16 protein-coding genes are annotated in these 14,102 nt (G+C 71.3%); 9 read left to right on the plus strand and 7 right to left on the minus strand.

The window, feature by feature from the left end; translation table 11 throughout:
- Positions 1-51: 51 nt before the first annotated feature.
- Both ACGF8B_RS35435 and ACGF8B_RS35440 read right to left on the minus strand, forming a co-directional pair.
- Entirely contained in the window at positions 52-546 is a 495-nt protein-coding gene (locus ACGF8B_RS35435) for a nuclear transport factor 2 family protein (RefSeq protein ID WP_392746390.1), read from the minus strand.
- A 67-nt stretch (positions 547-613) separates the two neighbouring features.
- Complete coding sequence (locus ACGF8B_RS35440) at positions 614-1,474, minus strand: universal stress protein (protein WP_392746392.1); 861 nt, start codon at positions 1,472-1,474, stop codon at positions 614-616.
- Positions 1,475-1,697: 223 nt separating this feature from the next.
- Between ACGF8B_RS35440 and ACGF8B_RS35445 the strand changes: the two genes are divergently transcribed.
- From ACGF8B_RS35445 to ACGF8B_RS35460, 4 genes are all read left to right on the plus strand, one after another.
- Positions 1,698-2,315, plus strand: coding sequence for an HAD family hydrolase (locus ACGF8B_RS35445; RefSeq protein WP_392746393.1), 618 nt, complete (start codon positions 1,698-1,700; stop codon positions 2,313-2,315).
- Positions 2,316-2,390: 75 nt separating this feature from the next.
- Positions 2,391-2,660, plus strand: coding sequence for a hypothetical protein (locus ACGF8B_RS35450; protein WP_392746394.1), 270 nt, complete (start codon positions 2,391-2,393; stop codon positions 2,658-2,660).
- A 128-nt stretch (positions 2,661-2,788) separates the two neighbouring features.
- Positions 2,789-3,043 carry a LapA family protein gene (locus tag ACGF8B_RS35455; RefSeq protein ID WP_392746396.1) on the plus strand — a complete coding sequence of 85 codons (255 nt, stop codon included), beginning with the start codon at positions 2,789-2,791 and terminating at the stop codon, positions 3,041-3,043.
- 598 nt (positions 3,044-3,641) lie between these two features.
- Positions 3,642-4,235: a fasciclin domain-containing protein gene (locus ACGF8B_RS35460; protein WP_392746397.1), complete on the plus strand. Its 594-nt coding sequence runs from the start codon at positions 3,642-3,644 to the stop codon at positions 4,233-4,235.
- A gap of 212 nt (positions 4,236-4,447) precedes the next feature.
- On the opposite strand, the gene ACGF8B_RS35465 is transcribed toward ACGF8B_RS35460, so the two are convergent.
- From ACGF8B_RS35465 to ACGF8B_RS35475, 3 genes are all read right to left on the minus strand, one after another.
- The gene (locus ACGF8B_RS35465) at positions 4,448-4,624 is read right to left on the minus strand and encodes a hypothetical protein (RefSeq protein ID WP_392746399.1); all 177 of its coding nucleotides are present in this window, start codon (positions 4,622-4,624) and stop codon (positions 4,448-4,450) included.
- A 444-nt stretch (positions 4,625-5,068) separates the two neighbouring features.
- Positions 5,069-5,941 (minus strand): undecaprenyl-diphosphate phosphatase, encoded by an 873-nt coding sequence (locus tag ACGF8B_RS35470; RefSeq protein WP_392746401.1) that lies wholly within the window; start codon positions 5,939-5,941, stop codon positions 5,069-5,071.
- 210 nt (positions 5,942-6,151) lie between these two features.
- On the minus strand, positions 6,152-6,865 hold the full coding sequence (locus ACGF8B_RS35475; RefSeq protein ID WP_392746403.1) for a TVP38/TMEM64 family protein: 714 nt from the start codon (positions 6,863-6,865) through the stop codon (positions 6,152-6,154).
- Positions 6,866-7,322: 457 nt separating this feature from the next.
- Here ACGF8B_RS35475 and tuf point away from each other — a divergent pair, with 457 nt between their 5' ends.
- The 3 genes from tuf to ACGF8B_RS35490 all read left to right on the plus strand — a co-directional run bounded on the left by tuf (position 7,323) and on the right by ACGF8B_RS35490 (position 10,286).
- A complete protein-coding gene (tuf, locus tag ACGF8B_RS35480; protein WP_342279892.1) occupies positions 7,323-8,498 on the plus strand; it encodes an elongation factor Tu in 1,176 nt (391 codons plus the stop codon).
- Positions 8,499-8,572: 74 nt separating this feature from the next.
- Positions 8,573-9,418: a patatin-like phospholipase family protein gene (locus tag ACGF8B_RS35485; RefSeq protein ID WP_392746405.1), complete on the plus strand. Its 846-nt coding sequence runs from the start codon at positions 8,573-8,575 to the stop codon at positions 9,416-9,418.
- Positions 9,419-9,440: 22 nt separating this feature from the next.
- Complete coding sequence (locus ACGF8B_RS35490; protein ID WP_392746406.1) at positions 9,441-10,286, plus strand: spermidine synthase; 846 nt, start codon at positions 9,441-9,443, stop codon at positions 10,284-10,286.
- Here the strand turns inward: ACGF8B_RS35490 and ACGF8B_RS35495 are convergent.
- Positions 10,248-11,546 (minus strand): MFS transporter, encoded by a 1,299-nt coding sequence (locus ACGF8B_RS35495; protein WP_392746408.1) that lies wholly within the window; start codon positions 11,544-11,546, stop codon positions 10,248-10,250. The genes ACGF8B_RS35490 and ACGF8B_RS35495 overlap by 39 nt on opposite strands.
- A 61-nt stretch (positions 11,547-11,607) precedes the next feature.
- A complete protein-coding gene (locus ACGF8B_RS35500; RefSeq protein WP_392746409.1) occupies positions 11,608-12,675 on the minus strand; it encodes a hypothetical protein in 1,068 nt (355 codons plus the stop codon).
- A gap of 138 nt (positions 12,676-12,813) precedes the next feature.
- Between ACGF8B_RS35500 and ACGF8B_RS35505 the strand changes: the two genes are divergently transcribed.
- Together ACGF8B_RS35505 and ACGF8B_RS35510 are read left to right on the plus strand one after the other, a co-directional pair.
- Positions 12,814-13,266 (plus strand): DUF4442 domain-containing protein, encoded by a 453-nt coding sequence (locus tag ACGF8B_RS35505; RefSeq protein ID WP_342279897.1) that lies wholly within the window; start codon positions 12,814-12,816, stop codon positions 13,264-13,266.
- 158 nt (positions 13,267-13,424) lie between these two features.
- The gene (locus ACGF8B_RS35510; protein WP_392746410.1) at positions 13,425-14,078 is read left to right on the plus strand and encodes a DedA family protein; all 654 of its coding nucleotides are present in this window, start codon (positions 13,425-13,427) and stop codon (positions 14,076-14,078) included.
- The last annotated feature ends 24 nt before the right edge of the window (positions 14,079-14,102 follow it).

Genomic DNA, 14,102 nt, shown 5'->3' on the forward strand with positions numbered 1-14,102 from the left:
GCTCCGCAGTTCCTGCCCGGCGCGGGAGAGCGGAACCACCGGTGGTCCGGCTCAGCCCGCCGGGGAGGGGCCTGCCGGGCCGCGCCACTTCTCGTGGACGGTCACGGTACGGATCCGCCAGCCGCCGTCCGTACGCGACAGCGAGAACGCGTACCGCCCGCCGGAGACGAAGTTCGGCGCGGTCGCCGATGCCTCCGGCCCGCCCGCATCGTCCGCCGTCTCCAGTCGCATCGGGTTCAGGTAGTCGGCCCACACCTCGGCGAGGTCGCCCGGGTAGCCGCCGAGGTCCTGGAACTCGATCCGGCGGTTGACGACCAGATGCTGGCGTACGGGGAAGAGCCGCATGGTCCGCGCCAGCCATTCGGCGACCTCGTGAACCGGGCCCTCGACACCACCGGCACCGCGGTAGTCGGCACGGCCGTCCGTGGTGAACAGGGCCCGGTAGTCCGCCCATTCACCGTCGTCCACCGCCACCGCGTAGCCGGTGATCACTGCATCGATGGCCAGCCGGTCCATCACGGTCGCGAGGTCCACGCGCTGTGTCATCGGGTCAGTGTCCGCCCACCGGCGTGCGAGGCCAAGAGGCGTGCACGCACGGTCGGCGGCGCGGCGGTCAGCAGGGCACCACGGCAACCGGGCCGAGCGCGTGGGTGAGCGTGGTCTGCCCGACGGGGGAGAGCCCCAGCCCGAGGGACTCGCCGCCCCGGCGCCGCCCGATCACGGTCAGCGCCGCGGTCGCCGAGGCCGTGACCAGGGTGCGCGAGGCGGAGCCGCCCACCGGCTCCCTGACGACCTCGACCTGCGGGTACTTCTCCCGCCAGCCGGCGGTGAGTTCCGCGAGGGTGCGTTCGGCGGCGTCCGCCACCGCGTCCCGGTCGAAGACGGGGCCGCCGGAGAGCATCGACGAGAACATCGTCCAGCCGTGCACGATCCGCAGCCGCGCACCGGGCCGGGAGGCGGCGGTCTCGAACGCGAACTCCAGAACCCCTTCGCTGCTCTCGTCGGCGGCCACCCCCGCGACGATGTCGGAAGGTGTTTCCTCCTGCGCCGCGTCCTCGTCCGACGGCCCGCCGTGGACCACGACCACGGGGCACGCGGCCATCGACGCGACGGCCAGGCTGTTGGAGCCGAGCAGCAGGGACCGGAAGCCGCCCAGACCGCGTGAACCGACCACCACCAGCGAGGCGTTCCGGCTGAGCGAAGTGAGCGCGGCCGCAGGGAAGTCCAGCGGAGTCAGCGTCGACGGGTGCAGCTGCGGAACGAGTTCGGTGACCCGTCGCACGGACCGGTCGAGCAGTTCCTGCGCCTCGCGCCGCAGCGTCTCCTGCTCGACGCGCCGGTCGGGCGTGCGGGCGTGCACGATCGTCAGCCCGAGCCCTCGCCGTACGGCTTCGTGGGCGGCCCAGTCGAGTGCCTCGCGGCTGTGCGACGAGCCGTCGACGGCGGCGATCACGGGACGGTCGGTGCTGGTCATGGTTGCCTCCAGGTTCCGGCGGTGGATGTCCCAGGCTGGTACGCGCGAACAGCGAACGGCAGGGACTTTCGACCCTATCTGCCCGGAAGATCCAGGACGCACCGCCACCCGAGTCGGGTCGCGACGGGTACCCCGGCCTTGACCTTCCCCTCGGGGCAGACCTCAGTGTGGGGCCGGGCTCGACGCGGCGAGCCCGGTACGGAGAAGCGGAGAAGGGGCCAGGATGCGAACGCGTTGCGTCATGCTCGACATCGGCGGGGTGCTGGAGACGACTCCGGCGACGGGGTGGGACGACGAGTGGGAGCGGCGGCTCGGTCTGCCGCCGGGGTCCATGCACCGACGTCTGGGAGACGTCTGGGAGGCCGGGAGCCTCGGAAGGATCACCGAGGCCGAGGTCCGGGCGCGGGTCGGGGCGGTTCTCGGGCTGGACCCGCAACGGACGGAGGCGTTCATGGCCGACCTGTGGGACGAGTACCTCGGCAGCCCCAACGAGGAACTGATCGCCTATGTACGCGGCCTGCGGACCCGTTGCCGGCTCGGCATCCTGAGCAACAGCTTCGTCGGCGCCCGGGAGCGGGAACAGGAGCGGTACGGCTTCGGCGATCTGGTGGAGGACGTGCGGGACATCGTGTACTCGCACGAGACCGGCATCAACAAGCCCGCCCCGGAGGCCTTCGCGGTGGCGTGCGAGCGACTGCGGGTGCGGCCCGGGGACTGCCTCTTCGTCGACGACGTGGAGGCCAACGTCCTCGCCGCGGAGGCGACCGGCATGCGAGGGCTCCTGTTCGCCGGCAACACGGCGACGGTCGCGGGCATCGAGGAGCACCTGGCGCGCCGATGACGGGCGTGTGGGTCGCGAGGGCGGGCGAGGGTTTCCGGCCCGGCCGTTGTCAGTGCCGGGTGCGATCCTGCCCCCATGGACGAGCTGATGCGGCAGCGGCGCGTGTACGGCGCCGACCATGACGATCCGGACCCCGGGCCCCGGACGGGACACGTCTACCGGGAGCTGGTGGGCGGCCCGCTCGACGGCCTGCTGTTCGACGTGACGGGCTGGACGGACCGGGCGCTGCGCGAGGGCGCGGCGCTGAACACCGAGATAGGGCGATTCGGCCCGGGCGGCAGAGCGGAGTACGGGCCGCGCGAGGGCGATCCCGACCGCTGGGACTGGCGGGGCGACACGCTCTGACCCGTCGGGGCGGTCCGTACCCCGGGGCGTCCGGGGTACGGCCGGGCATTGTCGACCGCTCCCCGCCCCTGTGCACGATGAGCGCGGCCCGGCAGGACTATTCGGTCGAACCGCTCGATACTGGACGCATGGCACAGAAGACGTGTGGGCAGCAGGCCCCGTCGACCCTGACCGTCAAGGGCCGGCACGTGCGCATCCGCACCATCGGGATCGTGGTGCTGACGGGGCTTGCGATCTGGTTCATCGCCGTGAACACCGGCTCGGTCGCCATCCGGCTGTGGGTCCCCATCGTCACCCTGCCGCTCTGGGCGGTGCTGGCCGTGACCCTGGTCGCCGGGGTGATCCTCGGCGGATACCTCGCCCGACGCCGAGCCAGGCGCTGATCCACCGGGGCCGGACGGTCCGCCGGGGGCTGCGGGACCGCTCAGCCCGCCGATTCTCCCGCGTGCGGGCTCGGCACGCCGACGGCCACCGGCGCGAGCAGCGGCACGCCGAGCAGCAGGCGGTCCATGACGAACGGCGTGACGCCTCCTGGTGCCCCGGCGTCGCCACGAAGTCCTGTCGCCGTGCCTGCAGCGAAGCCGTGACGGCGCGTTCCGTCGGCGGTGTGACGTTGTTGCAGGAACCTTGCGACGCCGCGTTCGACGGGCGTTCGTGCTGCGGCCGGTGCCTGGTTGCGAGCTCTCTCGGTGGACGCGAGCCGTCGACCGTCCGGGCGCTCGTCCTTCCGGGGTGCGCCTGCTCGTCTGCCCGTGCCCGCGGTGGAGCACGCGACACCAAGAGACGTGGGTGAGCGGCACAATCCACCGATCGTCCTCCGGGTGCGCTTCCCGCCGCGTGATGTCTAGGCTTGACGTGGTGACCCACGAGGCATGCCGGAGCGGTGTGGACGACACCCCGGCCGGGCCGAAGTCCTCGCCCTGCAAGGGTTGCCGTCGACACCTCTCCACGGATCTTCGCCTAGAGGGAAGAGGGACCGGTATGAGGTCACATCGCATCCGCACGAGCGCCGCAGCGATCACCGCCGTGGTAGCCCTTCCGCTCTCGCTCGGAGCGTTCGCCCCGCAAACGTTCGCCAGTGGCGCAGCGTCCAGCACACCGAGCCCCTTCGGGCCGGGATGCTCCCAGCTGCCGCACAGCGGCAAGGGCAGCGCCGCCGACATGTCCAAGGAGCACGTGGCCACGGCAGCGGCCAACAACCCGAAACTGACCAAGCTGGCACTCGCGTTGAAGGACGCCGGGCTTACGACCAAGCTCAACGACGCGAAGCACATCACGGTCTTCGCCCCCACGAACGCGGCCTTCGACAAGGTCTCCAAGATGCAGCTTGCCGGCCTTCTCAAGGACAAGGGCCAGCTGAAGAAGGTCCTGACCTACCACGTCGTGGGCAAGACCATCACTCCGGATGACCTTCCCAACGGCAGCTTCAAGACGCTGGAGGGCTCCATGCTCAAGACCTCCGGATCGGGCACGACGTTCAAGGTCAACGACACCGCCAAGATTGTCTGTGGAGACATCGAGGTGGCCAACGCCAGGGTCTACCTCGTCGACACGGTTCTCATGCCCCCGTCTTAGAACTCCCGACAGAACGACCTCCGGTGGTTGCCGGCGCCGGCGGCGCCTGATGTCAGCTGTGGCCCGCTGGCTCTTCAACAGGGCGCGGGTGGCACCCGCGACGACGGCGGTCGTCAGCACCCAGCCGAAGGCGATCAGCAGGTGGGCCAGTGACTGGAGGCAGCCGTTCGACCAGCACCGGGCCGTGCGCTGTCCCGGACCGCCGATGGGGATCAGGAGGTCGAGTGTGTGCACGAGGGGCTGCAACGGAGCCCTTCACCTGCTTCGACCGGGATGGGCGACTGGGTGCGGAAGGCCAGGTTGCCCAGGAGGGTCAGCTTGCCCGGGAGGGTCAGCGCGAGACGCCAGATGCCGGCCGGCCGGGGGCGGTAGCCGTAGCCGACGGTCACGTCGAGTATGTGGCCCCGCACCTGTGCCGCTGGGCGCAGTGTGCGACGGCGGTACCGCTGTTCGGCCAGGAGTACTCGGGGGCATCGTCGTCGTGACCGGCGGTCCGGTAGCAGCTCGCCAGTTGCTCCTACGGCTGTGGGCTGTACCCGGCGCTGCGTAGCATCCAGCCCACGCGGTACGGCACGCGCTGACGATGTCCCCTCCCCTCCCTCTGTTCGCCCGCCTCCACCGCGTTGACGGAGCCGTACACGCAGCCGTCCAACTCCACCGCCTCCGGCCGGCTGTACTCGGTGTCGCGGAGGTAGGAAACCTGTGCGCGGCGGCCGCCTGCTTCGCCGTCTCCTGTGTGGGTGAAAAGTGGGAGACGAGTGGGAGACGATCATGGCGTGTGGATGCACGAGGGCACTGGAAGGCGCCGGATCGGGACGGAGGTCGAGAGTGGATCACCCGGCGGATTCGCCGGCATGTGGACTCAGGACCCCTGCGCCGACCAGGGCGAAGAGCAGAATGCCCAGAATGATCCGGTAGATCACGAACGGCATGAAGCTCTTGGTCGTGATGAACTTCATGAACCAGGCAATGACCGCGTACCCCACGCCGAACGCGATGACGGTCGCGAAGATGGTCGGCCCCCACGACACGTGCCCCTCGCCCGCGTCCTTCAGCTCGAAGACGCCCGAGGCGAGGACCGCCGGGATCGCGAGCAGGAAGGAGTACCGGGCCGCGGCCTCACGGGTGTAGCCCATGAGCAGACCGCCGCTGATGGTCGCTCCGGAGCGGGAGACGCCCGGGATCAGTGCCATCGCCTGGCAGAAGCCGAAGATCAGGCCGTCCTTCACCCCGAGTTCCTTGAGCGTCTTGCGCTCCTTGCCGGCCCGGTGCTTCCCGCCCACCTCGTCGCGGGCGGCGAGACGGTCGGCGATGCCGAGGACGATGCCCATCACGATCAGCGTGGTGGCGATCAGCCGCAGATCACGGAACGGGCCCTCGATCTGGTCCTTGAACGTCACTCCGAGCACGCCGATGGGGATGGAGCCCACGATGACCAGCCAGCCCATCTGGGCGTCGTGGTCGCTGCGCATCGACCGGTCGGTCAGTGAACGCAACCAGGCCGAGACGATCCGGACGATGTCCTTGCGGAAGTAGATGAGGACTGCCGCCTCCGTGCCGATCTGGGTGATGGCGGTGAACGCCGCACCCGGATCGTGCCAGCCGGCGAAAGCTGCGGTGAGCCGCAGATGTGCGCTGGAGGAGATCGGCAGGAACTCGGTCAGTCCCTGAACGAGGCCCAGGACGAACGATTCGAACCAGCTCATGGGGCTTTGGCCATCCCGGAGGTGATCGTGCATCGGCCGAGGGCGGCGAGGGCCGTCGGCAGTGTGCGCATTGCGGTCAAATGAGGGCAGGGCCGTGACGGGCCCGGAGATCTTCGGTCGGTCGCGGGCAGGGTATCGCCCTCAGATGAACAGTGTTACGCGTACCCCGGGCCCGCCCCCGCCTCCGGGCCGGTCGCCGGGCGCACCGGTTCACTCGGAGGCCAGCCGGTGGCGCTTGCGCCAGGCGACGACCGCCGCGCCGATCCCCGTCAGCACGATGAAGCCCATCGCGGCCAGGAAGGCGGGCGACGTCGGCGACGTGGCCTCGCTGCCCGCGACGACATACGCGGCGGTGTTCGGGATCGAGCCGAGCCCGGTGGCGACCAGGAACGGCGGGTACCCCATGCGGGACACCGCCGCGCAGTAGTTGGCCGCCGCGAACGGCACTCCCGGGAACAGCCGAAGCGCCAGCATCGAGCGGAACCCGTGCCTGCTCAACTGGCCGTCCGCAGCCTTGAGCCACCGCCCGCGCAGCAGCGTACGGAGCGCGTCCTGCCCCAGTACCCTGCCCAGCCCGAACGAGACGCCCGCGCCGAGCACCGTGCCCGCCAGCGCGGCGGCCAGCCCCGCCTGCGTACCGAAGAGCGCGCCGGCGGCGAGATTGAGCAGCGGGCGCGGAACGAAGGCCACGGTGCACACGCCGTACGCGACACCGAAGAGGAGCACCGCCACTGCGCCACCGCTGAGCCGGGCGGGCCAGCCGGTGGCGAGCAGCCGTTGGGGTTCGAGGAGGAGCATCGTCGCCGCGGCGCCCAGCAGTACGGCCACGAGGAGCGAGAACCGGGACCAGGGCGAGAGCAGAGCCCTTGTGCAGCGCACGGCGAGGCCGGTGGCGGGCCGGGCTGCGGGGACGGGGTCGAGCATGCCGGGAGAGTAACCGACACCGGTGTGTGATCGCCGTAACGCAGGTGCGGGCACCGGCCCGCCGGCTCCAGGCGCACCGGCCTGCCGGCCCCGCGCGCACCGACCTGCCGGCCGCACGCGCACCACCGGCACGGATCCGAGGCGCGGGCCGAACTCCCCTGCAGGGGCCGCTGTGCGCGCCGGAAAACCATTCGACGCGGCCGGGCCCCTCGGACATGATCGGACCCATGTTCCGGTACGCCTTCCCCGCAGCGCCGTCCGCAGTCGCGGACGCGCCGAAGGCTGCCGTGAACCCCGTCACCGCGGCGGTTGGCGCAGCAGCGCCCACCGCTGCCGCAGCGTTCATCGGCGGCGCCCGAAGCTGACCCTCCCCCGACAGTCCGGCGGACCCCGCAAGGGGAGGGTCGGCCGGGCCCCGGGGTCTTCTCTCCCAGCTTCGAACACCAAGGAATGAACCATGCCCAAGACGGCATACGTGCGCACCAAGCCCCACCTCAACATCGGCACCATGGGCCACGTCGACCACGGCAAGACCACTCTGACCGCCGCCATCACCAAGGTCCTCAGCGACCGGGGGACCGGCACGTTCGTCCCGTTCGACCGGATCGACCGCGCGCCGGAGGAGACGCAGCGCGGCATCACCATCAACATCGCGCACGTCGAGTACGAGACCGACACCCGCCACTACGCCCACGTCGACATGCCCGGGCACGCCGACTACATCAAGAACATGGTCACCGGTGCCGCCCAGCTCGACGGGGCGATCCTGGTCGTCTCCGCGCTGGACGGGATCATGCCGCAGACCGCCGAGCACGTGCTGCTCGCCCGCCAGGTCGGTGTCGATCACATCGTTGTCGCCCTCAACAAGGCGGACGCCGGGGACCCCGAGCTGACCGACCTGGTCGAGCTGGAGGTCCGCGAGCTGCTCTCCGCGCACGGCTACGGCGGAGACGCCGTTCCCGTGGTGAGGGTGTCGGGCCTGAAGGCCCTGGAGGGCGACCCGCGCTGGACCGCGGCCGTCGAGGCGCTGCTCGACGCCGTCGACACCTACGTGCCGATGCCGGTCCGGTACACCGACGCGCCGTTCCTGCTGTCGGTGGAGAACGTCCTGACCATCACCGGACGGGGCACCGTCGTCACCGGAGCCGTCGAGCGCGGCACCGTGCGGACCGGCGACCGGGTGTCGGTGCTCGGGCCGGACCAGGACATCGAGACGGTCGTCACCGGCCTGGAGACCTTCGGTAAGCCGATGGAGTTCGCGGAGGCCGGCGACAACGTGGCCCTGCTGCTCCGGGGGGTGGAGCGCGACCGGGTCCGCCGCGGCCATGTGGTGGCGGCGCCGGGCAGTGTGACGCCCAGCCGCCGCTTCACCGCGCAGGTGTACGTCCTGTCGGCGCGGGAGGGCGGCCGTACCACCCCGGTCACCACCGGGTACCGGCCGCAGTTCTACATCCGCACCGCGGACGTCGTCGGTGATGTCGACCTCGGTGCGGTGGCGGTGGCGCGCCCCGGCGACACGGTCGATCTGACCGTCGAGCTGGGACGTGACGTCCCGCTGGAGACCGGACTCGGCTTCGCGATCCGCGAGGGCGGCCGCACGGTCGGCGCCGGTACCGTCACCGGCGTCCTCTGAACGGCGACGCGCCAAGGGCCCGCCTCCCGAACCCCGGGGGAGGCGGGCCCGGCTCCGTACGTGAGACTGACGGGATGACAGACACAGCACTGGTACTGGGTTCCGGCGGTATCACCGGCAGCGCCTGGGAGACCGGGATCCTGCACGGGCTCGCGAAGGCGGGCGTGGACCTCGGTACGGCGGATCTGATCATCGGCAGTTCGGCGGGAGCGGTGGTCGGCGCACAGCTGGCCTCCGGACTGCTCGGCCTACCCGAACTCTACGAACGCGAACTCGCCGACCCGCAGGACATGACGGGCGGCAGGCTCGGTCCCGCCGTGCTGCTGCGGTACACGGCGGCCGTGCTGTCCGCACGGACCCCCGAGGCCTACGGCCGGAAGCTGGGCCGGATCGCGCGGAACGCCCGGCCCGTCGTCACCGAGGAGCAACGGCGCGCGGCGATCGCGGGCCGGCTCCTTTCCCCCGAGTGGCCGGCGCGCCCGCTGCTCGTCACCGCCGTCGACGCCACGACCGGTGAACTCCGCGCCTTCGGCAGGGACAGCAAAGTGTCCCTCGCCGATGCCGTCACCGCGAGCTGCGCGGTGCCCGGCGTATGGCCCGTCGCCCACATCGAGGGGCGGACCTGGATCGACGGTGGAGTGCACTCCACGGCCAACGCCCAGCTCGCCGCCGGACACGGCCGCGTCGTCGTCATCGCGCCCTCGGCCGGCGGCAACAGGGCCATCGCCGCACCGCACGCGCAGGCGGCCGCACTCGCCGCGAACGGTGCCCGGGTCGCGCTCATCACCCCGGACGCGGCCGCGAAGAAGGCCTTCGGCCGCAACCCCCTCGACCCGAGCTGCCGCGCGGCGGCGGCCCGCGCCGGACTCGATCAGTCGGCGGCACACACCGAAGCCGTCGCCGCGGTCCTGAGCGGCTGATCCCACACCCCACAATGGGGGAGTGAACGACTCGATACCCGTCATCCGGGACGTGGACCAGGGCACCGCCAGACTCCTTCCCGACGTGGACCGGGACCGGGCCTGGCTGCTCACGGTCGACGGCGCGCCCCAGTCCTACGTCGACCTGGACGCGCCGGACCACATCGAGTTCGAGTACGCGCGACGGCTCGCCCATGTCGTCGACTGCGCGGCGGCCCCCGGCGCACCCCTGGACGTACTGCACCTCGGCGGCGGTGCCCTCACCCTGCCCCGCTACACCGCCGCGACCCGGCCCGGCTCCCGCCAGGACGTCGCCGAGGCCGATCTCGGGCTCCTCGAACTGGTCGCAGAACAGCTCCCGGTCCCCGCCGGCAGCGGCATCACCGTGCACGGCACCGACGCCCGGGGACTGCTGGAACGGACCGCGCCCGGCTCCCTCGACGTCCTGATCGCGGACGTCTTCGGCGGCTCGCGGGTGCCCGCCCACCTCACCTCCGTCGAGTACGCACGGGCTGCCCGGCGTTCGCTGCGGGGCCACGGGATCTACGCGGCGAACCTCGCGGACGGCGCGCCCTTCGGCTTCATCCGCTCCCAACTGGCCACCTTCGCGGCCGTCTTCGAGGAACTCGCGCTGATCGCCGAACCCGCGGTGCTGCGCGGCCGGCGCTTCGGCAACCTCGTCCTGGTCGCCTCCCCCAGCCCCATCGACACCGCTGCGCTCACCCGTCGCTGCGCCGCCGACGCCTTCCCCGCCCGGGTCGAGTACGGTGCCGCGCTGGACCGGCTGGCCGGTGGCGCCGAGCCGGTCGGCGACGGTGAGGCGGTCGCCTCACCCGAGCCGCCCGACGGAGCCTTCGGCATCGGCTGAGACGGGCCCGCCGTCCTTCCCCGCCGCTACCGCGGCAGTATCGGGGGCCCGGGTCAGCCGGCGTACCTCCGGTACGAACAGCACGGCCCCGGTGACCAGCACGATCAGGGCCGCGCAGCCCCACAGCGCCTCGCTCCGCCCGACCAGCGACTCCACCGGGCCGGCGAGCGCGGTGGCCACCGGCATCATCGCCACCGAGCCGAACCAGTCGTACGCCGAGACGCGTGAGAGCTTCTCCTCCGGGATCTCCTGGTGCATGGCAGTCATCCACGAGACCCCGAACACCTCGATCGCGACGCCGCTGACGAACATCACCACGCAGAGCGCGCCCACCGGCAACGGCACCGCGAGGCCCGCCGAGGGCAGCGCCAGCGGGAAGACACAGAACGTGCCGGCCAGCAGCAGCCGCCTGGGCTTCCAGCGCGTCATCAGCAGCGCCCCGCCCAGGGTGCCGGCCCCGAACGCGGCGAGCGCGAAGCCCCAGGGGCGGGCGCCACCGAGCTCGTCGCGGGCGACCAGCGGACCGTACACCGACTCGGCGGCACCCACCGCGGCGACCACCACCGAGAACTGCGCCACGATGCTCCACAGCCAGGGACGTCCGATGAACTCCTGCCAGCCGTCCCGCATGTCGGCGAGCAGACCGCCGCCCGGCGCGCGCGGCGGAATGTGACCGACGTCCAGGAACGCGCGCAGCCCGCCCGCCACCGCGAACGCTGCGGCGTCCACGGCCAGCACCCAGCCCGGGTCCATCGCCGCGATCATGGCGCCGCCGAGTGCCGCGCCGCCGATCGTCGCGCCCTGCATGGCCATCCGGAACAGCGCGAAGGCACGGCTCGCCTGCTCACGGCTGACGCTGGACATCAGCATGCCCTCGGCCGCCGGGTTGAAGAACGCCTGCCCGGTGCCGCACAAGGCGGTGAGCAGCATCATCTGCCACAGCTTCGGATCACCGGCCAGGACCAGCCAGGCGAACGCGGCCTGCGAGAGGCAGTTGAGGGAGTTGGCCGCGACCATCACCCGGTGGCGCGGCAGCCGGTCCGCGATCGCCCCGCCGATCAGCAGGAAGAGCACCAGGGGCGCGGTCCTGGCGGCGGCCACCAGACCGACGTCACCGCCGTCACCGCCCGCGTTCAGAACGGCGAACGCCGCCGCGATCAGCGCGCCATGGGTACCCAGGCCGGTGATGATCGCGGCGGCGGTCAGCAGACGGTAGTTGCGGGCGGGGTGCGGCGGGCGGGGTGCGGCGGCGGTGGTCACCAGGGGACTATCGCCGCCGCACCCCCGTCGTGCCAACTGCTTTCCCGGGGGAGGGGACGGGTCAGGGATCGGGGGTGACGTCCACCAGCCGCACGGTGCTCAGGATCTTCTGGATCGTCGTGTCGGGGAGTTCGTCCTTGACGGAGTCGGCTCCGTACAGGACCCAGGACGCGAACTCACCCTTCTTGTTCTTGAAGGTGAAGGCGATGGCCTTGCCGTCGCTGTCGCACTTCTCCTTCTTCGTGACGTTCGGAGCGGTGGCGGTGACGACCTGGCCGGTGAGACCCGACTTGGTGGTGTACTGCTTGGCCTCGGTGAACTTGATGGTGCTCTGCGGCATGTGCTGCGCGTAGGCGGCCCACACCCAGGTACCGGCCTCGCTGTGCGCGTTCTTGGCGGCGTCGGTGGCACCCTGGGCGCCCCTGGTCCCGGCGCTCGCGAGGCTCATGTCCTCCTCGACACCGTCCTTGTCGGGGTCGTCCACGCACCACTTCTTCTGGAAGAACGCCGGTGCGGAGAAGAGGATGAGGGGCGAGCCGTCGCCCTTCTTCTCGTCCTCGAAGTACGAGCCCGTGCCGGGCCTCCCGACCTCCCAGTCCCCGGGCACGTCGAACTGCGTGCCCCACTTGGGGTTGGTGACGACCTTCCACCCGGGGACGAGGGGCTTGGGGTCCCCGTCGTCGCCGCGCGGGTTCGCCTCGGCGGAGGAAGCGGATCCGGACGGCTTGACGGGCGCCGACGACTGCTTGCCGTCGGCGACGTCCTTGCTCTTGTCGTCCTTGTTCATCACGACGACACCGGTCACCACGGCGGCCACGACCACGGCGGTGGCCGCGACGATGGCGATGGCGGTGGTCTTCTTCTTGTTGTTGTCACCGGGCTGCGGAGCGCCGGGCGGACCGGGCACCGCGTACTGCGGCACCGTCGCCTGCTGGTACGCGTTCGGCTGCGCGTAGCCGGGCTGCTGGCCCTGCTGCTGGTACCCCGGCTGCTGTCCGGGCTGGCCCTGCTGCTGATATCCCGGCTGCTGATAGGGATTCGGCTGCTGGTACCCCGGCTGCTGATACGGGTTCTGATTCTGGTCCTGCGGGTTTTGCTCGCCCCCGGGCGGCTGCTGTCCTGGCCACATGGCGAGTAACGATAGAGGGGTGGTCGCCGGTCTGCTACGCCCGCCCCCGTGTGCGGACGGTGAAGGAAGCGATCGGAGAGGTCCGCCGGGGGACGCCGGGGATGGTCAAAGGGTTCTACTCGTGAGTAACATCTGGCCATGAGCGCTGAACAGACGACCGTGGGCGAGATGCTCGTCGCGACGGTCCCGATGGCCCGGACCCTCAACCTCCAGTTCCTGGAGACGACCGCCGAGCGTGCGGTGGTCCGCCTCCCGGACCAGGCCGACTACCACAACCACATCGGCGGACCGCACGCCGGAGCCATGTTCACGCTGGCGGAATCGGCGAGCGGAGCGATCGTCATCGCCGCCTTCGGCGACCAGATGTCGCGCGCCGTGCCGCTCGCGGTGAAGGCGGAGATCGGCTACAAGAAGCTGGCCAAGGGCGACGTCACCGCGACGGCGACCCTGGGCCGCCCGGTGGCCGAGGTCGTCGCCGAACTCGACGAGGGCAAGCGGCCGGAGTTCCCCGTGGCCATCGAGATCCGGCGCGCCGACGGCGCCGTGACCGGCGAGATGACCGTCGTCTGGACGCTGCGGCCCAACGCCTGAGTCCGGCCGGTCCCGAGAAGAGCCGCCATCCGCCCAGGAAGTGGGCGTGTGGCGGCTTTTCGAGCTGTTCGGGCCGTCGGCGGGACAGGTAGGCTTCCCGCCGTGCGCCGAGGAGTTGCCCGGCGGGCAACACACAACAGCTACGGGAGGAACCGGCGTTGCACATCCAGGAATGGCTGGAGACCATCCCCGCCGTCAGCGTCTACGCCCTGGTGGCCGGGGTCATCGGGCTGGAGAGCCTCGGTATTCCGCTGCCCGGCGAGATCGTCCTGATCAGCGCGGCGCTCCTGTCCGCCGGACACGACGGAATCAACCCGTGGCTCGTCGGCGCCTGCGCCTCGGCCGGCGCGATCATCGGCGACTCGATCGGATACGCCATCGGCCGCAAGGGCGGACGGCCGCTGCTGGCCCGGCTGGGCGGGAAGTTCCCCAAGCACTTCGGCGAGAGCCAGATCGCCATGGCGGAGCGGTCGTTCGAGAAGTGGGGCATGTGGGCGGTGTTCTTCGGCCGCTTCGTGGCGCTGCTGAGGATCTTCGCGGGCCCGCTGGCGGGCGTACTGCACATGCCGTACTGGAAGTTCCTGATCGCCAATGTGCTCGGCGGCATCGTCTGGGCGGGCGGCACCACGGCCGTCATCTACTCGGTGGGAGTCGTCGCCGAGGCCTGGCTCAAGCGGTTCTCGTACCTCGGCCTCGTGGCCGCGGTGCTGATCGGCGTCGCCTCGATGCTGATCGTGAAGAACCGGGCCAAGAAGGCGGCGGCGTCCGCCGCCCCGTCGCCCGAGCCGGCGACGGTCGTGGCCACCGACTGACCGCGACGGGCCGGCACGGGCCGG

This window comes from Streptomyces sp. NPDC047917, assembly GCF_043204345.1.
In the GTDB taxonomy this organism is placed as follows: Bacteria; Actinomycetota; Actinomycetes; order Streptomycetales; family Streptomycetaceae; genus Streptomyces; species Streptomyces sanglieri.